At 55.6% G+C, this 21,402-nt stretch carries 17 protein-coding genes and 1 tRNA gene; 4 read left to right on the top strand and 14 right to left on the bottom strand.

Translation table 11 applies throughout. From position 1 onward, the window contains the following. The first annotated feature begins 182 nt into the window (after window positions 1-182). Complete coding sequence (gene rmf, locus KO499_RS02505; protein ID WP_215982141.1) at window positions 183-395, top strand: ribosome modulation factor; 213 nt, start codon at window positions 183-185, stop codon at window positions 393-395. A 172-nt stretch (window positions 396-567) separates the two neighbouring features. On the opposite strand, the gene KO499_RS02510 is transcribed toward rmf, so the two are convergent. Continuing rightward, complete coding sequence (locus KO499_RS02510; protein ID WP_215982142.1) at window positions 568-1,587, bottom strand: quinone-dependent dihydroorotate dehydrogenase; 1,020 nt, start codon at window positions 1,585-1,587, stop codon at window positions 568-570. A 407-nt stretch (window positions 1,588-1,994) separates the two neighbouring features. On the opposite strand from KO499_RS02510, the gene KO499_RS02515 reads away from it, so the two are divergent. Then, window positions 1,995-3,155: a cation diffusion facilitator family transporter gene (locus tag KO499_RS02515; protein ID WP_215982143.1), complete on the top strand. Its 1,161-nt coding sequence runs from the start codon at window positions 1,995-1,997 to the stop codon at window positions 3,153-3,155. A gap of 28 nt (window positions 3,156-3,183) precedes the next feature. On the opposite strand, the gene uvrB is transcribed toward KO499_RS02515, so the two are convergent. Next, a complete protein-coding gene (gene uvrB / locus KO499_RS02520) occupies window positions 3,184-5,241 on the bottom strand; it encodes an excinuclease ABC subunit UvrB (protein ID WP_215982144.1) in 2,058 nt (685 codons plus the stop codon). Between the two features lie 183 nt (window positions 5,242-5,424). Between uvrB and KO499_RS02525 the strand changes: the two genes are divergently transcribed. Together KO499_RS02525 and KO499_RS02530 are read left to right on the top strand one after the other, a co-directional pair. Then, complete coding sequence (locus KO499_RS02525; protein WP_215982145.1) at window positions 5,425-6,609, top strand: pyridoxal phosphate-dependent aminotransferase; 1,185 nt, start codon at window positions 5,425-5,427, stop codon at window positions 6,607-6,609. A gap of 70 nt (window positions 6,610-6,679) precedes the next feature. Further along, window positions 6,680-6,755 (top strand) — tRNA-Asn (locus tag KO499_RS02530). Between the two features lie 180 nt (window positions 6,756-6,935). Here KO499_RS02530 and pyrF read toward each other — a convergent pair. The 12 genes from pyrF to purU form a co-directional block, all read right to left on the bottom strand. After that, complete coding sequence (gene pyrF, locus KO499_RS02535) at window positions 6,936-7,652, bottom strand: orotidine-5'-phosphate decarboxylase (RefSeq protein ID WP_215982146.1); 717 nt, start codon at window positions 7,650-7,652, stop codon at window positions 6,936-6,938. 26 nt (window positions 7,653-7,678) lie between these two features. Continuing rightward, window positions 7,679-8,848, bottom strand: coding sequence for a lipopolysaccharide assembly protein LapB (gene lapB / locus KO499_RS02540; protein ID WP_215982147.1), 1,170 nt, complete (start codon window positions 8,846-8,848; stop codon window positions 7,679-7,681). After that, window positions 8,848-9,150, bottom strand: a complete 303-nt coding sequence (locus KO499_RS02545; protein ID WP_215982148.1) for a LapA family protein — start codon at window positions 9,148-9,150, stop codon at window positions 8,848-8,850. Before KO499_RS02545 ends, lapB begins: the two co-directional genes overlap by 1 nt. Window positions 9,151-9,210: 60 nt before the next feature. Beyond that, window positions 9,211-9,507 (bottom strand): integration host factor subunit beta, encoded by a 297-nt coding sequence (locus tag KO499_RS02550; RefSeq protein WP_215982149.1) that lies wholly within the window; start codon window positions 9,505-9,507, stop codon window positions 9,211-9,213. Between the two features lie 134 nt (window positions 9,508-9,641). Then, window positions 9,642-11,336: a 30S ribosomal protein S1 gene (rpsA, locus tag KO499_RS02555; protein WP_215982150.1), complete on the bottom strand. Its 1,695-nt coding sequence runs from the start codon at window positions 11,334-11,336 to the stop codon at window positions 9,642-9,644. 130 nt (window positions 11,337-11,466) lie between these two features. Then, entirely contained in the window at window positions 11,467-12,147 is a 681-nt protein-coding gene (cmk, locus tag KO499_RS02560; protein WP_215982151.1) for a (d)CMP kinase, read from the bottom strand. Then, window positions 12,147-14,375, bottom strand: coding sequence for a bifunctional prephenate dehydrogenase/3-phosphoshikimate 1-carboxyvinyltransferase (locus KO499_RS02565; protein WP_215982152.1), 2,229 nt, complete (start codon window positions 14,373-14,375; stop codon window positions 12,147-12,149). Before KO499_RS02565 ends, cmk begins: the two co-directional genes overlap by 1 nt. Before the next feature lies 1 nt (window position 14,376). Further along, the gene (gene hisC, locus KO499_RS02570; RefSeq protein ID WP_215982153.1) at window positions 14,377-15,501 is read right to left on the bottom strand and encodes a histidinol-phosphate transaminase; all 1,125 of its coding nucleotides are present in this window, start codon (window positions 15,499-15,501) and stop codon (window positions 14,377-14,379) included. 45 nt (window positions 15,502-15,546) lie between these two features. Continuing rightward, window positions 15,547-16,644 (bottom strand): prephenate dehydratase, encoded by a 1,098-nt coding sequence (pheA, locus tag KO499_RS02575; protein ID WP_215982154.1) that lies wholly within the window; start codon window positions 16,642-16,644, stop codon window positions 15,547-15,549. 2 nt (window positions 16,645-16,646) lie between these two features. Then, window positions 16,647-17,729, bottom strand: coding sequence for a 3-phosphoserine/phosphohydroxythreonine transaminase (serC, locus tag KO499_RS02580; RefSeq protein WP_215982155.1), 1,083 nt, complete (start codon window positions 17,727-17,729; stop codon window positions 16,647-16,649). 50 nt (window positions 17,730-17,779) lie between these two features. Next, on the bottom strand, window positions 17,780-20,392 hold the full coding sequence (gyrA, locus tag KO499_RS02585; RefSeq protein ID WP_215982156.1) for a DNA gyrase subunit A: 2,613 nt from the start codon (window positions 20,390-20,392) through the stop codon (window positions 17,780-17,782). Window positions 20,393-20,520: 128 nt separating this feature from the next. Next, window positions 20,521-21,375: a formyltetrahydrofolate deformylase gene (gene purU / locus KO499_RS02590; protein ID WP_215982157.1), complete on the bottom strand. Its 855-nt coding sequence runs from the start codon at window positions 21,373-21,375 to the stop codon at window positions 20,521-20,523. Window positions 21,376-21,402 lie beyond the last annotated feature (27 nt).

Here is a 21,402-nt window from a genome sequence, read left to right on the forward strand (position 1 = left end):
AATGTTCGACTTACCTTGTAGATGACGCGTCGTTCCGGAAGGCAATTATCCTTCCGTTAACAGGATCCTGACTGCTCTGGCTTGAGCTGACAATAGTGGGTTATCCCTGAAAGGGTCGCACTTGTCGCAGCCACTGCAGATGTGTACACGCTTGTTCTGTTAATCCATCAGTGAGGAACGGCATGAAAAGACAGAAAAGAGACATGTACGCTCGTGCATTCAAGCGGGGTTATCTCGCTGGCGTGTCCGGTAAATCCAAAGACAGCTGCCCGATCGAACAGGCAGAAGTTCGCCAGGAATGGCTGAACGGGTGGCGAGAAGGCCGCACAGATCAATGGGAGGGCATGACCGGCGTATCCGGCATACACAAACTGGCAACCGTCACGACAGCGTGACGGTCTGATCTGACCCCGAATCTTAATCTGATCTTTTTCTACACAATTTGACGCAGTACCCAGAGTAACCGAAACGGGGCCTCCCGCCCCGTACCATGCGAAGAAGCGCTACGGGGTTCATTCCCCGCTCGGGCCCGCTATGCGGGCCCATCTTCGTTCTGGAATACGGAAATTACTTTATCTGCCGTATTGCCTCCACCGCTTCCCTGATCAGTTCCGGCCCACGATAAATAAATCCGGTATAGACCTGAACCAGCTTGGCACCAGCGCGAATTTTTTCTGCCGCACTGTCTCCATCGGTAATCCCCCCCACGCCGATAATCGGTAAAGAGTCGCCGAGCTCGGCGTATAGCCCCCTGATGACTCTGAGAGACGCCTCGCGAACCGGCGCGCCACTGAGACCACCCGCTTCGTTTGCATGAACATGGCCAGCTACAGCTTCCCGGCTGACGGTGGTATTGGTCGCGATCACTCCGTCAATCCCTGTCTCACGCAACGCCGACGCCACAAAGCGAATACCCTCATCGTCCATATCCGGGGCAATCTTCACGGCCACAGGAACGTAGCGACCATACTCTTTCTCGCACTTAAGCTGTTCGTCCTTGATGGCAATCAACAGATCCTTGAGGGAATCACCGAACTGAAGATCCCTTAGCCCTGGCGTGTTGGGAGAGGAAACATTCACAGTAATATAGTCGGCCCGGGTGTAGACCGCCGATATACCTTTGCGGTAATCGCTTTCGGACTGGTCATTCGGGGTGTCTTTATTCTTGCCGACGTTGATTCCCAGCACACCCTTGTAACGGCGTTTATCGACACGCTCCAGAAGGTGATCAAGACCGTCATTATTGAAGCCCATGCGATTGATAATCGCCTGATGCTCCGGCAACCGGAACATTCTCGGTTTCGGATTTCCGGGCTGCGCCACAGGCGTGACCGTCCCCACTTCAATAAATCCAAAACCCAGGTTACCAAGACCGTCCAAGTGATCGGCGTTCTTATCAAGACCTGCCGCAAGACCAACCGGGTTCGGAAAATCCAGACCCATAACATTCACTGGCAATGCATCTATCTTTGGCGACAACGCATTTAACACGCCAAGCCGATCGGCAAAATCGATACCCTTCAATGCAAAGTTATGAGCCTGCTCCGGCGGAAGGCGAAAAAGCAGGTTACGGATAACGCCGTACATCTGAAAAACTCCCTTGATCCAAGTGGGCGGAGTATACCGGAAGTTTTCCACAGCATCCCGACCTGGACTCAAATCTGCTGTAAATGACTGTATCATGGCAGTCTCGTGACCTTTTCCACGGAATCTGTGGATAACCCTGTTGAAAATCACGGGGCAACGGTTGCCATCCCTTGATAACTGCGCCAATCTACAAATTGATCATTTTTTGATCAGTTATTTTATCCTTTATTTTCAATGCGTTACGCTTTTTATAGGTTTGTGTCGACAAATTCTGTACAAAATGTTACCCGGTCACCTTTCTGCAATCATGTGCATAAATCACTCAAGCGAACGCCCAGAAATCGACGCTGCCACAGCCTCCAAGAATAACGTTATACTGACATCAGTCATCTGATCAGGAGTGCCCCATGCAAGAGCCGATGTCCCCCGCCCAACAATACCGGGAGAAGCTCAAGGTAGAAATGAAGGCGGCATCGCGGGTCACAATTATCGGAATGATTCTCGATGCTGCACTCGGCATCATTAAAGTCATCGCAGGCGCTCTTTTTCATTCACAGGCGCTTCTGGTGGATGGCATCCACTCTTTTACCGACGTTGCATCCGATCTCGTTGTTCTGGGTGTCATGAAGGTATCCCGTCAGGAACCCGATGACGACCACCCCTATGGTCATCAACGAATTGAAACTTTCGGCACACTGGTTCTCGGCAGTATTCTGATTGCCGTCGGCGCCGCTTTGGCCTGGGAGAACACCCTGCGATTGATCGAAGGCGGTGTTGATACCGTTCCGGGCTGGCCGGTTCTGGTAGCGGCAGCGGTATCTGTTGCGGGAAAGGAATGGATCTTCCGGTACACCCGCCGTGTCGGTCTGAAGATTCGATCCGATCTGATTATTGCCAATGCCTGGCACAGCCGCACCGACGCCTTCTCTTCAGTCGTGGTTCTTGTTTCCACCATTGGCGCCATGCTCGGCATGGTATGGCTGGACGTGTTTGCCGCCGTAATTATCGCCGGGATCATTATTCATGTTGGCTGGAAATTCACCTGGGACAGTGTGCAGGAGCTGGTCGATACGGGACTGTCCCGGGAAGACACCCAGATGCTCAAGCGTATTGCCCGGGACACCGACGGTGTCCGTAACGTCCACGAGCTCCGCAGTCGGCGTATGGGGCACGATATCCTGCTGGACATTCATCTGGTGGTCCGCCCGGAAATCAGCGTTTCAGAGGGACACCAGATTGGTACACAAGTGGTCGCCGGCATGCGCAATGCCCTGGAAAATATCCGCGACATCAACTTTCACATCGACGCCGAGAACGACGAAGATCAGCTACTGACATCAGAACGACTGCCCTCGCGGCAAGAGCTCCGGGCCATCATGGAACAACACCTGGGCGAACTCCCCCAACACAGCCGCCTGCGACTCCACTACCTCAAGAACAAGGTGCACCTGGAGCTGTTCCTCGACGAACCGGAATCAGAAACGGCTTTCTCCACCACCAACATCCGGGAGCAGCTTCGGGATTACCCCTGGTTTGGCAGCATACGGGTGTGGGTGGCCGGGCCCTGAAAGCAGCGGACCGAAATGACCAGGCTGATCAACCGGTCCGTAAAGCCGCCTCTTTCAGCTCCGCGATATCGTCCCGCAGGCGGGCGGCCGTCTCGAAATCCAGCTCCGAAGCGGCCTTGTACATTTCATCCTCCAGGCGGGACACCTCTTTCAGAACCTCCTCCGGGGACCGGTTTCCGGCTTTCGCGCGGTACTGCTCGGCCTCTTCTGCAGCTTTCTGCCCCGGTCGCTCGGCTTTGCGACGGCCACGACCGCCGCCTGCGCCTTCCATAATATCGGCAATCTTTTTGTTCAGGCCCTGAGGCGTAATGCCCTGCTCCAGGTTATGGGCTTCCTGCTTGGCCCGGCGACGCTCGGTTTCATCAATGGCCCGCTGCATGGAACCTGTGATCCGGTCACCATAGAGAATGGCTTTGCCGTGAACATTCCGCGCAGCCCGGCCCATGGTCTGAATCAGTGACCGCTCAGATCTCAGAAACCCTTCCTTGTCAGCGTCCAGAATGGCCACCAGCGAAACTTCGGGCATATCCAGGCCTTCCCGCAGCAGGTTAATGCCGACCAGCACATCAAATTCGCCCCGCCGGAGGTCACGGATGATCTCCACCCGTTCCACGGTGTCGATATCCGAGTGCAGATATCGGACCTTGATATCGTGCTCCATCAGGAAGTCGGTGAGATCCTCGGCCATGCGCTTGGTCAGCGTTGTAACCAGAACGCGCTCCTTCACCTTTACCCGGGTATGAATCTCCGAGAGCAAATCATCCACCTGAGTCGAGGCAGGCCGAACTTCGATTTCCGGGTCCAGAAGGCCGGTGGGGCGCACCACCTGCTCCACTATCTGTCCCGCATTCTCGGCCTCGTAATTCGCCGGGGTTGCGGACACAAAGATCATCTGTGGCGCTATCCGCTCCCATTCCTCGAACCGCATGGGCCGGTTATCCAGGGCTGAAGGCAGACGAAAACCATATTCCACCAGGGTTTCCTTACGTGACCGGTCACCTTTGTACATGGCGCCGATCTGCGGAATGGTTACGTGGGATTCGTCCACCACCAGCAAGGCATTGGGTGGCAGGTAATCAAACAGTGTGGGTGGTGCCTCACCGGGGCGGCGACCGGAGAGGTAGCGCGAGTAATTCTCGATGCCGTTGCAATAGCCAAGCTCCAGCATCATTTCGATGTCGTAGCGGGTTCGTTCTTCCAGTCGTTGGGCTTCCACCAGACGATTATTGTCCCGCAGTTGCTGAAGCCGCTCATCCAGCTCCACCTTGATATGCTCGATTGCATCCAACACGGTCTGGCGCGGCGTCACATAGTGGGACTTCGGGTAAATGGTTACTCTGGGCACCCGGCGAAGGACCTCGCCGGTCAGCGGGTCGAAATAGCTGAGATTTTCCACCTCGTCATCAAACAGCTCAATGCGTATGGCCTCTTTCTCGGATTCCGCGGGAAATACATCAATCACATCGCCCCTGACCCGGTAATTGGCCCGGTGAAACTCGACATCATTCCGGGTGTACTGAAGCTCAGCCAGACGCCGGAGAATGAAACGCTGATCAATCTGATCACCTCGATCCAGGTGCAGCATCATTTTCAGGTAGGACTGGGGATCCCCCAGACCATAAATAGCCGAAACCGTCGCCACGATGATGGCATCCGGACGCTCCAGCAAAGCCTTGGTAGCCGACAGGCGCATCTGCTCGATGTGCTCGTTAATGGAAGCGTCTTTCTCGATAAACGTGTCTGACGAGGGCACATAGGCTTCAGGCTGGTAATAGTCGTAGTAGGAGACGAAATACTCCACGGCGTTGTCAGGAAAAAACTCCCGGAATTCGCCGTACAGCTGGGCCGCCAGAGTCTTGTTATGGGCCATAATGATGGTAGGCCGCTGGATCTGCTGGATGACATTGGCAATGGTGAAGGTTTTACCTGACCCGGTCACACCCAGCAGAGTCTGGTGGGCAAGGCCGGAGTGAATGCCGTCCACCAGCCCCTCGATGGCCTTGGGCTGATCGCCGGCTGGCTGGAACGGTGAATCAACCTTGAACACACCCTCTCTGGCGGAAAAGCTTGCCTGATTACTGGCCATAACTGGCGAAAACCTCCGGTAGAACCAATGCAGGGACAAAACAGCCCCTGTCATTAGAGAAATTTAGCGATACACTGGCTTCATGATACCATCAGTGCGATCGACGGCTGGGCGAAAATCAGCCAGAAGCTCTGGCACCCGGCGGTCGCAGCCCTATCAGACGCAGCTTTAAGGAGCGCAAGTTTGGACCTTCAACTTTCCAGCCGAGTACAGGCGATCAAGCCCTCTCCCACCCTCGCAGTCACCAACAAGGCCGCGGAATTACGCGCAGCAGGCCAGGATATTATCGGCCTGGGTGCCGGCGAGCCGGACTTCGACACACCTGATCACATCAAACAGGCAGCGATAGAGGCTATCAATAACGGCCAGACCAAATACACTGCCGTTGATGGTACGCCAGCCCTGAAAAAAGCGATTATTGCGAAGTTCAAACGGGACAACGGCCTGGATTACGAAGCCAACCAGATACTGGTAAGCAGTGGTGGCAAACAGAGCTTTTTCAACCTCGCACTCGCCACACTGAATCCCGGTGACGAAGCCATCATTCCTGCACCCTATTGGGTTTCCTACCCGGACATGGTGCTGGTAGCCGAAGGCAAGCCGGTGATTATTGAAACCGGCGCCGAGACCCGCTTCAAGATCACCCCTGATCAACTTGAGAGCGCGATCACCGAGCGTACCCGCCTGTTCGTCATCAACAGCCCATCGAACCCAAGCGGTATGGCCTACACTCTGGAAGAACTGCAGGCTATCGGTGAAGTGCTGAAGAAACACCCGAACATCATGATTGCCACCGATGATATGTACGAGCCGATTCTCTGGACCGGCAAGCCGTTCTGCAACATCCTGAACGCTACGCCGGATCTGTACGATCGGACCTTCGTACTCAACGGCGTCTCCAAGGCCTACTCCATGACTGGCTGGCGTATCGGCTACGCAGCAGGGCCGGCAAAAATCATCGGTGCCATGAAGAAGATCCAGTCACAGAGCACCTCCAACCCGGCCTCCATCTCCCAGGCTGCGGCTCAGGCCGCGCTTGAAGGTGACCAGGCCTGTGTTGGCGACATGGTCAAAGCGTTCAAAGAACGCCATGACTGGCTGGTAGATGCCCTGAACAAGCTACCGGGCGTTGAGTGCCTGACCGGTGACGGTACTTTCTACGTGTTTCCGAGCTTTCAGGGTGCCATCGACGCCGACTCCGACGTCAGCACCGATGTCGAATTTGCCGAGAAACTGCTATCCGAAGCCGGCGTTGCTCTGGTTCCGGGTTCGGCCTTCGGCTGCCCGGGCCATATGCGCCTGAGCTTTGCCACCAGCATGGGTAACCTGGAGAAGGCGATCGAACGTCTACAGAAGGCGCTCGGTTAAAAAACTTCGGACAGGGGTTGACGGGGCGGTATGACCGACTTAATATACGCGCCTCGTCACACGACGACGTTCCCCGATAGCTCAGTTGGTAGAGCAACGGACTGTTAATCCGTTTGTCGCTGGTTCGAGCCCAGCTCGGGGAGCCACTATTCAAAAAGCCCGCTAATTTCATGAATTAGCGGGCTTTTTTTTGCTCTACTTCCGAAAGCCATCCTCCGCCATTACAAATCCAGCACTACCCCGGCGCTCGTGTTTTGCAGGAAGATCCCCCACATCACACGTCGCCAGACCAACAGGCTGAAGCAGAACTCAGGCAGCAGATAACGTCATAGGCCTGCGACCTCAGCATGAATAGCCTCCAGCGCTGCCAGAGGATCTGGTGCCTGGGTAATTGGGCGACCAATCACCAGATAATCGGAACCTGCCTTCAGGGCCTCCGTAGGCGTCATGATACGCTGCTGATCGCCTTTATCCGCCGTCAGCGGTCGAATACCCGGGGTAACCAACTTGAAGTCGGCACCTTGCTCAGCCTTCAGTTTCGATGCCTCCTGCGCCGAACATACAACACCGTCGAGGCCGCAATTTCTGGTGAGAGTTGCCAGCCGGCTCACATGGGCTTCGGGAGAACTGGCAATGCCAATACCGGCCAGATCGTCAGCATTCATGCTGGTCAGGACCGTTACCGCAATCAGTAACGGACGGCTGGAACCGAAGGCTTCCAAGCGCTCCCGGCAGGCCGTCATCATTTTTTCGCCACCAGAGGCATGCACATTCACCATCCAGACACCCAAGTCAGCCGCAGCCGCTACGGCCGCCGATGTGGTGTTGGGAATGTCGTGGAATTTCAGATCCAGAAACACGTCGAACCCACGCTTCTGAAACTCTTCGACCAGTTGAGGCCCGGAACGGGTGAACAGTTCTTTACCCACCTTCAGACGGCATTTGGCGGGATCCAGTCTCCCGACCATTTCCATAGCTGGATTCCTGGAAGGGAAGTCAAGGGCGACGATGATCTTCGGATCGTTAGGGGTTTGCACGTTCATTTGTCCTGAGGAAATTCAGTAAAGGTTTATTCGGCTTCAACACCCTGAATCGGGCGAACGGTTTCCCATTGCTTGCAGCTCGGGCACAACCAGTGCAGCTGACGACCTGAAAAGCCACAGCTTACACAACGGTATACCGGACGGTTGACCAGTATCAGATGACCAATACAACTCACCAGCCGACCTTCATCGGTGGTCATACCCTTTTCGTACCCGGCCATTTCCACCAACCTTAACAGACCGCGGACGCTGGGCCGGGATTCCAGCTCCTGCCTGAGCAGATCGATCGCTGCCGGCCGCCCCGAGGCCCGCTCTACGGATTCAACCAGGGCAAGCAGCAAACTGGTACCGGGATAGTCTTCGTAAAGCTTGTGCAGCTTCTTGGCCAGCCGGCCAATATCGCCGTGTTCATGCTCGAGCTTCATCAAGCGATCAATTGCTTCCGGCCCAAACTCGGCGTTCTGGTCAAACACCTTCAGGCACTGGTTTCCAGCTTCACGGTAACTGCCCTGCCGAATCAGCAAATTCATCAGAATCAGATTCGCCCGAACGCAAGAACGGTCATAGTCGAGCGCCTCCTTCGCCAGCTTCTGGGCAGCCCAGCGATCGTCCTGTTTCAGGGATTCCTCAGCTAACTCGCAGGTCAAATAGGCCAGGACCTTGAACATCGCCGGGGCGGCATCTCCCCGGGTCAGGGTTCGTGCGACCTCTGCCGCCTTACCCCATTCCTTCTCTTGCTGGTAAAGATCTATCAATTGCTGGGAAGACCGCCGGCCGTAGTCCTTGTCGCCCATCAATTGATGCAACAGCGCCTCGGCTCGATCCAGGAGACCGGCATTCAGATAGTCCCGAGCAAGTTCAAGGGTTACTTGCGGCGAAAAACGTGGGGGAAGCTCGGGTCTGGCCAGAAGGTTCTGGTGAATGAGTATTGCCCGGTCTGTTTCGCCCTTGTTGCGAAAATGGCTACCAATGGACAGGTGCAGACTGACGGTGTCCTTATTCACCGCAAGGGATTGGACGAAATTCTCAACAGCCTGATCAGAGTAATTGGTAAAAAGGAACTGAAGACGATCCTTTACCGATTCCTCATCGGAAATCGCCTTACCGGCTCGGCTTTCGCTGCTCCCCAGCCGGCCAACAAGCCAGCCAATGGCGACTGCGACAGTCAGCAGCAGCCACTGAAGTACCATATCCATTAGAGAGTCCGGTCGTTCTGGGCCCTGGATTTCTCCAATGCCTGCTCAGCACGATCAAGTCGTTTCTGAAGGGTTCGCCGGGACGCAGAGTTGCGTACCGTTGCCAGCAAGGTCATCAGGACACCAACGAGTGCACCGATAACAAACGCCATGATAATCCAGACAGCAACGCCCTGAGGCTGGGTTTCAAACAGCAGCAAATTTAGAGCAACCGCCGTCTGATTATTGAGCGAGAACACCAATGCCAGCAGAATTAGGACTAAAACCAACAGAATAGTGAGGATCTTCTGCAATCCTGCCATAGCGATAGCACTCCCAAAGGGGCCTGAAAGCCCGAATTATATTCGTTCCCTGAGCAGCGGTTAGAAGCCCTTTTTCAAGCTGTCATTAACCTGCTCTCTCAATTCCTTTCCCGGTTTGAAGTGCGGCACAAACTTAGCTGGTAGTTGAACAGCCTCTCCGGTTTTAGGGTTGCGGCCCGTGCGTGCAGACCGATGATGAAGGGAAAAGCTGCCAAATCCCCGGATTTCAATTCTCTGACCATCAGCAAGCGACTGGGACATGTGCTCAATGATGGTTTTTACTGCCAGTTCGACATCTTTAACGGAGAGCTGAGTCTGCTTGGAAGCAATCAGTTCGACCAGTTCGGACTTCGTCATGAGGCGTTTCCCTTTTCCATTTTTATTGGGCCGTCGGTTACCTGATCCCCATGACTACCTAGTTTAGCCAAACCAGAAAAAAACACAAAAAAAACGGGCTCTTAGAGCCCGTTTTTTTCGTACCAACCGGAATTTTAATCCTTATTGGCGTTTTGCTGCTGCATCTGCTCTTTGATGAGATCACCGATGGTGGTCGCACCAGACGAAGTTTCTGCAGTTTTAGTCCGCACATTTTCCAGTGCCTGCTTGTCGTCCTCAACATCTTTGGACTTCACAGACAGGTTGATGATGCGATTCTTGCGGTCGATGCTGATGATCTTCGCTTCAACTTCTTCGCCTTCCTTCAGCGCGTTGCGAGCGTCTTCGACGCGGTCACGGCTGATTTCCGAGGCTTTGAGTACCGCTTCAACTTCCTCGTTCAGGGCAATGGTAGCTGCCTTGGCATCAACTGCAGACACGGTGCCCTTAACAATGGAGCCCTTGTCGTTCAGCTGTACGAACTCGGCGAACGGATCGCTCTCGAGCTGCTTGATACCCAGGGAGATACGCTCACGCTCCGGATCAACAGACAGGATAACGGTTTCAACTTCGTCACCCTTCTTGTATTCACGAACCGCTTCTTCGCCAGTCTCGTTCCAGCTGATGTCAGACAGGTGAACCAGACCGTCGATGCCGCCATCCAGACCGATGAAGATACCGAAGTCAGTGATTGACTTGATCTTACCGGAGATGCGGTCGCCCTTGTTGAAGTTGCTGGAGAAATCTTCCCACGGGTTGGATACGCACTGCTTGATACCCAGGGAGATACGACGACGCTCTTCGTCGATATCCAGAATCATCACGCCCACTTCGTCGCCCACCTGGACAACCTTGGACGGATGGATGTTCTTGTTGGTCCAGTCCATTTCGGATACGTGAACCAGACCTTCAACACCCTCTTCCAGCTCAGCAAAGCAGCCGTAGTCAGTAAGGTTGGTAACACGTGCAGTAACCTTGCTGCCTTCCGGGTAACGACCCTTGATATCAACCCAGGGATCTTCACCCAGCTGCTTCAGGCCGAGGGAAACACGGTTGCGCTCACGGTCAAACTTCAGAACCTTGACGCTGATTTCGTCGCCCACATTGACGATTTCGCTCGGATGCTTGATGCGCTTCCAGGCCATATCGGTAATGTGCAGCAGGCCGTCAACACCGCCCAGATCTACGAACGCGCCGTAGTCGGTCAGGTTCTTGACGATACCCTTGATTTCCATACCCTCGGTCAGGGTTTCCAGCAGAGCTTCGCGCTCAGCGCTGTTTTCAGCTTCCAGAACGGCGCGGCGGGAAACAACCACGTTGTTACGCTTCTGGTCGAGCTTGATAACCTTGAATTCGAGTTCTTTGTTCTCCAGGTGCGCGGTGTCGCGAACCGGACGAACGTCTACCAGCGAGCCAGGCAGGAAGGCACGAATGCCGGCCAGATCGACGGTGAAACCACCCTTGACCTTACCGTTGATAATACCTTTAACCACTTCCTCAGCTTCGAAGGACTTCTCGAGTACCTTCCAGGCTTCTGCACGCTTGGCCTTTTCACGGGACAGACGGGTCTCACCGAAGCCGTCTTCCACAGCGTCGAGAGCAACGTCGACAACGTCGCCGATAGCAATTTCCAACTCGCCTTTTTCGTTCAGGAACTGGGAGGCGGGGATAACGCCTTCGGACTTAAGTCCGGCGTTAACGGTGACCCAGTCGTTATCGACGTCAACTACGGTTCCCTGGACGATGGAACCTGGTTGCATGTCAATTTCTTTTAGGCTTTCTTCAAAAAGATCCGCAAAGCTCTCGCTCATTATGAGTCCTATATGATCAACGCAAGTGTACTCCGTGCCACCAGTAACACGGTCTGTTAACAAGTTCCGGATTAAGCCTGTGACTGGCAGATAACGCTACATCCGGCATTTCAACGACAAAAAGGTGTAGTCAGGCCTGACCTGCTGCGGCCATACACCTGCCTAACACCTCTTCTATACTCAACCCCGTAGAATCAATGACTTGCGCATCATCCGCGGGTTTGAGAGGGGCTGCAGAACGGTTCATATCCCGTTCATCACGAACCCGTATCTCCTCTAAAAGGGCGTCAATACTAACATTGACACCCGCGTCCTTCAACTGTCCATAGCGTCGCTGGGCCCTTTCTTCGGCACTGGCTGTCAGGAAAATTTTTACCGGCGCATCGGGAAACACAACGGTACCCATGTCGCGACCATCGGCCACCAGACCCGGCGCCTGCCGGAAATCCCGTTGCCGCTGCAACAGGGCATCGCGGACCGACTGCATCACAGCCACCTTCGACGCGTTATCGCCGGCCGACTCCGTACGTATCTCGGCGGTCACATCCCGGCCTGCGAGAATGACTTTGACCGGCTCACCTTCGGGTGTTGGCTCGAACGCAACGTCCAGCCCCGCTGCCACCTTTACCAGCCCCTCTTCGTCAGCCAGTGACACTCCCTGACGACCTGCGGCCAGAGCTGTGAGCCGATACAAAGCACCACTGTCCAGCAGATGCCAGCCCAGTTTCCTCGCCAGCATCTGGGTAATCGTGCCCTTGCCGGAGCCGCCCGGACCATCCACGGTTATCACTGGCGCGACACCATGCACCATTATTCAGCTCCCTCAGCTGAGATATTGATCCCCGTACCACGGGCAAGCTCCACAAAGCCCGGAAACGACGTGGCAACGTTGGCGCAGTCTGTAACAGAAATCTCTCCCTTGGCACGCAGCGATGCCACCGCGAAAGACATGGCGATCCGATGGTCACCGTGGCTGTTGACGGTTCCACCACCAATGGCCTGACCGCCCTCAATGATGATGCCATCTGGCGTTACGGTAGTTTCAACACCCAGTTCAGCCAGGCCATCCGCCATAACCTGAATACGGTCACTTTCCTTGACACGCAGTTCCTCTGCGCCACGCAGAACCGTGCGGCCTTTGGCGCAGGCTGCAGCAATGAACAACACCGGAAACTCATCAATCGCCAGAGGCACCTGATCTTCGGGAATATCGATACCCTGCAGCTCCGCAGATCGGACCCGCAGGTCGGCAACCGGCTCGCCACCGATTTCCCGCTCGTCGAGCATTTCGATACTGGCGCCCATCTGGTTCAGGATATTGATCACCCCGACCCGGGTCGGATTCATACCCACATGCCGCAGGATCAGGTCGGATCCGGGCGCAATACTGGCTGCGACCAGGAAGAAAGCAGACGAGGAGATATCCGCGGGCACATCGATGTTTGTCGCTGTCAGCTTGCCACCACCGCTGACACTCGCCGTCGCGCCGTCACGATGCACATGGTAACCAAAGCCCGCCAGCATTCGCTCGGTATGGTCCCGGGTCGGCGCCGGCTCCGTGACAGAGGTGCTGCCTTCTGCGTAGAGACCAGCCAGCAACAGACACGATTTGACCTGTGCGCTGGCTACCGGCATTTCATAATGAATCCCGGACAGCGTCTGGCCTCCCCGGATTTTCAGAGGCGGCCGGCCGCCTTCTGCGGTGTCTATAACCGCCCCCATGGCCCGCAATGGATCGGCAACCCGGCCCATCGGGCGAACAGAGAGGCTGGCATCCCCGGTCAGCTCGGAATCGAAAGGCTGAGCCGCAAGCAAACCCGCAAACAAGCGCATGGCAGTGCCGGAATTACCCAGGTACAGAGGGCCTCTTGGTGCCTGCAGCCCCCTGATACCAACACCATGAATCCGTACGAAGCCGTCGTCCGGCCCCTCTATAGTGACGCCCATGTCCCGGAATGCCTGAAGGGTGGCCAGACTGTCCTCCCCTTCCAGAAACCCCTTAACTTCGGTCACACCGTCTGCTAATGCGCCCAGCATGATGGAACGATGCGACATGGATTTGTCACCAGGTACCCGGATGTCACCAGTAATCGCGCCACCGGGCTGTAGACGGAACGTTACCTGCTTTTCACTGTTGTTTTTCACGTAAGCCTGTCCTGAGAGCATCTTGGAAAAATGTTCACGCGCCGCTTTGGCGCGACTGAAGACCCGTAGCAACGTGGCACTGTCCTGATTGGCGATAGCGGTGCGCAGTTGCTCCAGGTCGTGGGTAAAGTGATCAATCCCACGCAGAACCGCATCACGGTTCGAGAGAAAGATATCGTGCCACATCACCGGATCACTGGCAGCAATCCGCGTGAAGTCCCTGAAGCCACCGGCGGCATAACGGAAGATGTCCATATTCTCATCTTCGCCCGCCAGGGTATCCACCAGGGAAAAAGCGATGAGATGTGGCAGATGACTGGTAGCCGCCAGCACTTCGTCGTGATAGGCCACCGACATGGTCAGCACCGTGGCACCACACCCCTCCCACAACGCTTTCAGACGGGCAAGGTGTGGCTGGCTCACGTTATCCGGAGGTGTGAGGATCACCTTATGATTGGCAAAAAGTTCCGGATTGGCGGCCCGAATACCGCTTTTCTCAGATCCGGCAATCGGGTGGCCAGGTATCACGAATGGCGACAGCCCCCCAAGAACCGCCTCGACATCCGTCACAAAGCTCGACTTGGTACTGCCAACGTCGGTCAGAATGGCGCCTGGCTCCAACGCGGGGCGCACCTGATCAAGAACAGCCCGGGTTGCCCGTACCGGGACTGCCAGCACAACCAGATCGGCGCCCCGAACAGCATCAGCGACTGAAGAAGCCCCCTGGTCAATGACGCCCAACTCCTTACCTAGCTGAAGCTCTTCATCGCGCTGGTCAGCACCAACAACCGTATCAGCCAACCCATTGCGCCGGATCGCACAGGCCAGTGAGCCACCAATCAGACCCAGACCAATGATCGCAACCCTTTTGAACAGAGGCTTGGAAGGCACCATATCAGTCGCTGAGCCCCGATGCTGTCAGGGCCTTGGCCAGAGCCTCGATAAAGCGTTCATTTTCTTCCGGAAGCCCGACAGACACTCTGAGATGGCGTGGCATGCCATAGCCGGCAATCGGCCGGACAATCACACCATGAGCCAGCAGGGACTGGTAAACACCCATGGCCTGCTCTCCCACTTCCACCGCCACAAAATTTCCTGCGGACGGAATGTAACTGAGCCCCATTTGATCGAACGCCGTCTCCAGCTGACGCAAACCGGCCGCATTAACATCCCGGGAACGCTGGAGATAGTCCTCGTCTTCGAGAACGGCCGTGGCCGCCGACAGGGCAACCGTGTCCACATTGAACGGCTGACGCACCCGGTTCAGGATGTCAGCTATAGCAGGAGAGCTGATGCTGTACCCTACCCGCAATGCCGCAAGCCCCCAGGCTTTGGAAAACGTCCGGCAGACAATCAGGTTCGGAAAGCGCGCCAGCAACTCGACTCCGTCCGCATACTCGTCACCGGTAAGGTATTCGCAATAGGCCTCATCCAGGACTACCAGAACCTCTTCCGGGATCTTTTCCAGAAACGCTTCGATTGCCTCCGCCTTGTGCACCGTACCTGTCGGATTGTTCGGGTTGGCCACGAAGACCAGGCGAGTGCGCTCAGTGACTGCCTCTGCCATGGCATCCAGGTCATGCCCCCACTCCCGGGCTGGCACAGACACACCCTTTGCACCAATGGCCTGGGTCACCAGGGGATAGACGGCAAAAGCATACTGGGAGAAGACAACCTCTGAATCGGCATCGGCAAAACAGCGGGTGATCACTTCCAGAACGTCATTGGAGCCATTGCCGAGCGTAATCTGATCCATTCCCACACCCAGACGCTTTGCCAGCGCCTGCTTGAGATTGAACCCATTACCATCAGGATAGAGACACAGCTCGGATAACGCTGCCCGCGCCGCCGAGAGGGCTTTGTCGCTGGGGCCGAGAGGATTTTCATTGCTGGCAAGCTTGATAATTTCTGCAGGGTTCAGTCCCAGCTCGCGGGCCAACTCTTCAATAGGCTTGCCTGGCTGGTAAGGTGATAGCGCCTGTACACCGCGAACCGCCAGACTCTGGTAATCAATGGCCATAAATCGTCCTCGATATTCGTTACTCAAACACGCCGGTTCAGGTATTCAAAGGACGCCAATCGGGTAGGAGCCCAGACGCTTGAGTTCTACCGCTTCATCGTCCACCTCTGCCAGCACCTTCCGCACCTGCTCATCCTCCATGTGTCCCTCGAAATCGATGTAGAACACATAAGCCCAGGTTCCGCTTGGCGACGGCCGTGTTTCAATCCGGGTCAGGCTCAAGCCATGACTATGGAAAGGCTCGAGAAGCTGATACAGAGCCCCCGGCTTGTTGCGCATGGATACCAGAATAGAGGACTTGTCATGACCGCTGGCAGGCACTTCTTCCCGGCCGATGATCAGAAAACGGGTGGTATTGTCCGGACGGTCTTCAATGCTGTTCGCCAGCATCTCCAGACCATAGAGTTCTGCGGCCATATCACCTGCGATGGCCGCTGTCCCCGGTTCTGCGGCCGCACGCCGGGCCGCTTCCGCATTGCTGGATACAGTGACCCGCTCAATACCATAGCGGTGGGTATCCAGCCATTGGCGACACTGGGCAAACGATTGCTGGTGGGAATAGATCCGGGTAATTTCCTGATCCCCGTGCTTGGGTGACACCAGGAGGTGGTGGTGAATCCTCAGCTGTACTTCACCGCATATCTTCAGCGGAGAGGACATGAACATATCAAGAGTATGATTGATCATGCCCTCAGTGGAGTTTTCCACCGGTACCACCCCGTAATGAGCAGCTCCGGATTCCACCTCCCGGAACACCGCATCAATCGCCGGCAAAGGCACACTGACAACGGAATGCCCGAAATGCTTGAGCGCCGCCGCCTGGGTAAAAGTACCAATCGGCCCCAGAAAGGCTATCTGCATGGGCTTTTCCAGTGCCAGGCACGCAGACATGATTTCCCGGAACAGACGGGCCATTTCCTCACCGGACAATGGCCCTGGATTCTGCTCCTTGATGCGCCGAAGCACCTGAGCTTCCCGTTCCGGGCGATAGAAAAAGACGTCTTGCCCCGGATTGGCTGACATTTTGACGTGCGCCACTTCCTGAGCACAGGCTGCCCGCGCACTGATCAGATCCATGATCTTCTGATCAATCTGATCAATCTCGTCCCGCAGCTCTCCGAGCCGGATCTGCTCATCACTCATGATCAGCCCCGCTCCTTCGCAAATTCGGTCATGTAGGCAATCAACGCATCGACACCCTCCTCGGGCATCGCATTGTAGATGCTGGCACGCATTCCACCGACCGATCGGTGGCCTGCCAGATTCAGCAGGCCGCGGTCACCCGCTCCTTTAAGGAAATCGCCATTCAGGGCATCATCCGCCAGAGTAAACGGTACATTCATCCAAGACCGGAAGCGAGGATCGATGGGGTTGGCATAGAACTCATTGGTATCGATGAAATCGTAAAGCTTGCGGGCCTTGCGCAGGTTAATCTCACCCATCGCCTTAACACCGCCCTGCTCTTTCAGCCACTTGAATACCAGACCGGCCAGGTACCAGGAATAGGTAGCCGGCGTGTTGTACATGGATCCGTTATCCGCAATCACCTGATAATTCATCATGGTCGGGGTCTCCTTCCGGGCCTTGCCAAGAAGATCCTTGCGAATGATGACGACTACCAGCCCGGAAGGGCCGATATTTTTCTGGGCACCGGCGTAGATAACACCAAATTTCGAAACATCCACCGGACGGGACAGCATGGTTGACGACATGTCTGCCACCAGCGGAACACCCGGACTCTCCGGAACAAAGTCGTATTCCAGCCCACCAATTGTCTCGTTCGGCGTGTAATGCAGGTACGCTGCATCGGCACTGGTCTGCCAGGAGGACTGATCAGGAATCGTGGTAAACCCACTTTCTTCAGAGCTGGCCACCACGTTCACAGTGCTATAGCGGCGCGCCTCGGCAATGGCCTTTTTGGACCAGATACCAGTATTCACATAATCAGCAGAGCTTTTCTCGCCCAGCAGGTTCAGTGGAATCGTAGAGAACTGGCTGGACGCCCCGCCCTGCATAAACAGAACGGCATAATCATCCGAAACGCCTGCCAGTTCACGCAGATCCTTTTCTGCAGCGTCGGCAATCTGGACAAAATCTTTGCTGCGATGGCTCATTTCCATCACCGACATGCCGGTGCCGCGCCAGTCGAGCATTTCATCCCGCGCCTGACGAAGCACGCTCTCCGGCAGAGTTGCCGGACCTGCACAAAAGTTATACGCCCTGCTCATGTTGCTGTGTTCTCTCAAGTCTTGCTGAATCTTTCTGTGGCAGTGCCGGCTTATTCTTCGCCAGCACCTTCACCGCTTTCCGGGCTGTCGTCTGCAGCCACCGGATTACCGTCTTCGTCGAGCTCTTCATCGTCGGTTTCCGCGATGCGCTCAACCCCAACCAGACGCTCATCTTCCTGGCTAAGTTTGATCAGGCGCACACCCTGGGTGTTACGACTCAGAACGGACACCTCATCTGTGCGGGTACGCACGAGCGTCCCCTTGTCAGAGATCAGCATCATTTCGTCGCCATCAAACAGCTGCAGGCCCGTGACCAGGTTGCCGTTTCGCTCGGAGCACTGCATGGCAATAACGCCCTGACTGCCTCGGCTGTAGGTCGGGAACTCGTCGATGGCAGTACGCTTGCCGTACCCGTTCTCGGAGGCCGTCAGAATAACGCCACCTTCCTCGGGGATAATCAGGGATACCACATGGTGACCTTCCGGCATCTTGATGCCGCGAACACCACGGGCTGTCCGACTCATCGGGCGTACCGCTTCCTCGTTAAAGCGCACGGCCTTACCAGCAGTCGAGAACAGCATGACTTCGGCATCGCCTTTGGTGATGGCCGCGCCGATCAGGGTGTCGCCCTCATCCAGAGACAGCGCAATCAGGCCACTGCTGCGCGGACGTGAGAAGTTCGGCAGCGGCGTTTTCTTGACGACGCCCGCAGATGTTGCCATCAACACAAACTGGTCTTCCGGGTAATCACGAACCGGCAGGAAGGTGGTGATACGCTCACCCTCATCCAACGGCAGTATATTCACCATCGGGCGGCCGCGGGATGCCCGGCTGGCACGCGGAATCTCGAACACCCTCAACCAGTAAACCTTGCCACGGTTGGAGAAGCACAGAATGGTGTCGTGGGAGTTGGCAACCAGAAGCTTCTCGACAAAGTCCTCGTCCTTCATGGACGTAGCCGCTTTGCCTCGACCACCACGACGCTGGGCCTGGTAGTCTTCCACCGCCTGAGTCTTGGCGTAGCCACTGTGGGAAATGGTCACCACAAGGTCTTCTTCATCGATCAGGTCTGCGATGGTCAGATCGCGACGTGAACTGGTGATCTCGGTACGACGCTCGTCACCGAACTCGGAAACAATCGCTTCCAGTTCTTCCCGGATCACCTGGAGCAGCCGCTCGGGGTCGCCCAGAATATCCAGCAGATCGGCAATCTTTTCGAGGATTTCCTTGTATTCGTTCTCGAGCTTCTCGGTTTCCAGACCGGTCAGACGATGCAGGCGCAAATCCAGAATAGCCTGAGCCTGTTCAGGAGACAGGTGGTACAGGCCTTCACGCAGCCCGTAGATTTCCGGCAGGTCGTCCGGACGGCAGGCATCTTCACCTGCACGTTCCAGCATGGCCATGACATCACCCGGAGACCAACCCTTGGCAATCAGCTTTTCTTTGGCTTCGGCCGCAGAGGGCGAAGCCTTTATCAGTTCGATGATCTCGTCGATATTTGCCAGAGCAACCGTCAGGCCTTCCAGAATATGGCCACGCTCGCGGGCTTTGCGCAATTCGTAAATGGTCCGGCGGGTGACTACTTCACGACGGTGACGAATGAACGCATCCAGCAACTGCTTCAGATTCAGCGTTTTCGGTTCGCCATTGATCAGGCCAACCATGTTGATACCAAACACGGTCTCAAGCTGGGTCTGGGCAAACAGGTTGTTGACCACAACGTCGGGATTCTCGCCCCGGCGCAGCTCAATCACCACCCGGATACCTTCCTTATTGGATTCATCCCGCAGCTCGGAAATCCCCTCAAGGCGCTTCTCTTTAACCAGCTCGGCAATCTTCTCGATCAACCGGGCCTTGTTCAGCTGGTACGGAAGTTCCGTGATGATGACTGCATCGCGATTGGTCTTTTTATCATGCTCAATCTCATGACGGGCGCGAATGTAAATGCGGCCACGACCGGTACGATAGGCCTCCACAATGCCGGCACGGCCATTGATGATGCCCTGGGTCGGAAAATCCGGGCCCGGAATGAATTCCATCAATTCATCCACGGTCAGATCCGGGTTATCGATCAGTTCCAGACAGCCCTTTACCACTTCCGTCAGGTTATGGGGCGGGATGTTGGTTGCCATACCCACGGCAATCCCCGAAGAACCATTCACCAGAAGGTTGGGTACCCGGGTGGGCATAACCTCGGGAATCCGCTCGGTGCCGTCGTAGTTATCAACGAAATCGACCGTTTCCTTGTCCAGGTCCGCCAGCAGGGAGTGGGCAATCTTCTCCATGCGAATCTCGGTATAACGCATGGCAGCCGCGTTATCACCGTCAATGGAACCAAAGTTGCCCTGACCGTCGACCAACGGATAACGCAGCGAGAAAGGCTGGGCCATACGTACGATGGTGTCGTAAACCGCCGAGTCGCCGTGGGGGTGGTATTTACCAATAACGTCACCAACCACACGGGCAGACTTCTTGTAGGCCTTGTTCCAGTCGTTGTTCAGTTCGGACATGGCGAACAGAACACGACGGTGGACCGGCTTGAGGCCATCCCTCACATCCGGAAGCGCCCGCCCAACGATGACACTCATGGCGTAATCGAGATAGGACTGCTTTAACTCGTCTTCAATATTAACCGGCAGGATCTCTTTGGCTAACTCACCCATCGAGAAAGGTTCCTTTGCGTTATCTGAAAGTCGTATCGGGACCTTGTATCCGGGCCCCATAGTTATTCTTCAACAAGCCGCCAAGTCTACCACAGTCACACCCTCTCCGGGGCAACCGTGAGACAGCCTTAATCAAACACCACGGTCTTGTTTTCGTAGGTAATCACCCGGTCCTCAATGTGCGAACGCAGGCCCCTGGCCAATACATTCTTTTCCACATCCTTACCCAGGCGAACCATATCCTCAATGGAATCGCTGTGGGTGATCCGGATAACGTCCTGCTCAATGATCGGACCTTCATCAAGATCCTGAGTCACGTAGTGGCAGGTCGCACCAATCAGCTTCACCCCGCGGCTGTATGCCTGGTGGTAAGGGCGGGCGCCCGCAAAAGAAGGCAGAAAGCTGTGATGGATATTAATTACCTTGCCCGCGTGCTTTTCGCACAGCCCGCCAGGCAGGATTTGCATGTAACGGGCCAGCACCACTACATCGACTTCGTATTTATCAAACAACTCGTCGATGTGAGCGAACGCTTCCTCCTTGTTTTCCTTGCTGACCGGCACGTGGTGATAGGGTATTTCATGCCACTCCACCATCCGGCGCAAATCTTCGTGGTTAGAGATAACCGCCACGATCTCCGCATTGATCTCCTTGCTGTGCCAGCGATGCAGAAGATCAGCCACACAGTGAGATTCCTTGCTGCACATCAGAATCACTTTTTTCGGCTGAGCAGAATCAGCAATGTGCCAGTTCATATTGAACTCGCGGGCAATTGGTTCGAACGCAGCTCGAAACTGTTCCAGACCAAACGGAATCGAAGTGGCCTTGATCTCATGCCGCATGAAAAACCAGCCGTTCTGAGTGTCCGAATGATGACTCGCTTCGGTGATCCAGCCATTGTAGGTCGACAGAAAATTACTCACCTTGGCGACAATTCCCACCCGGTCGGGGCAGGAAATCACAAGACGATAGGTATGCTCCATGAAAGCCTTTCCTTACGTGGAATCCGG

It is taken from the genome of Marinobacter sp. F3R08 (assembly GCF_018860425.1).
Classification (GTDB): Bacteria; Pseudomonadota; Gammaproteobacteria; order Pseudomonadales; family Oleiphilaceae; genus Marinobacter.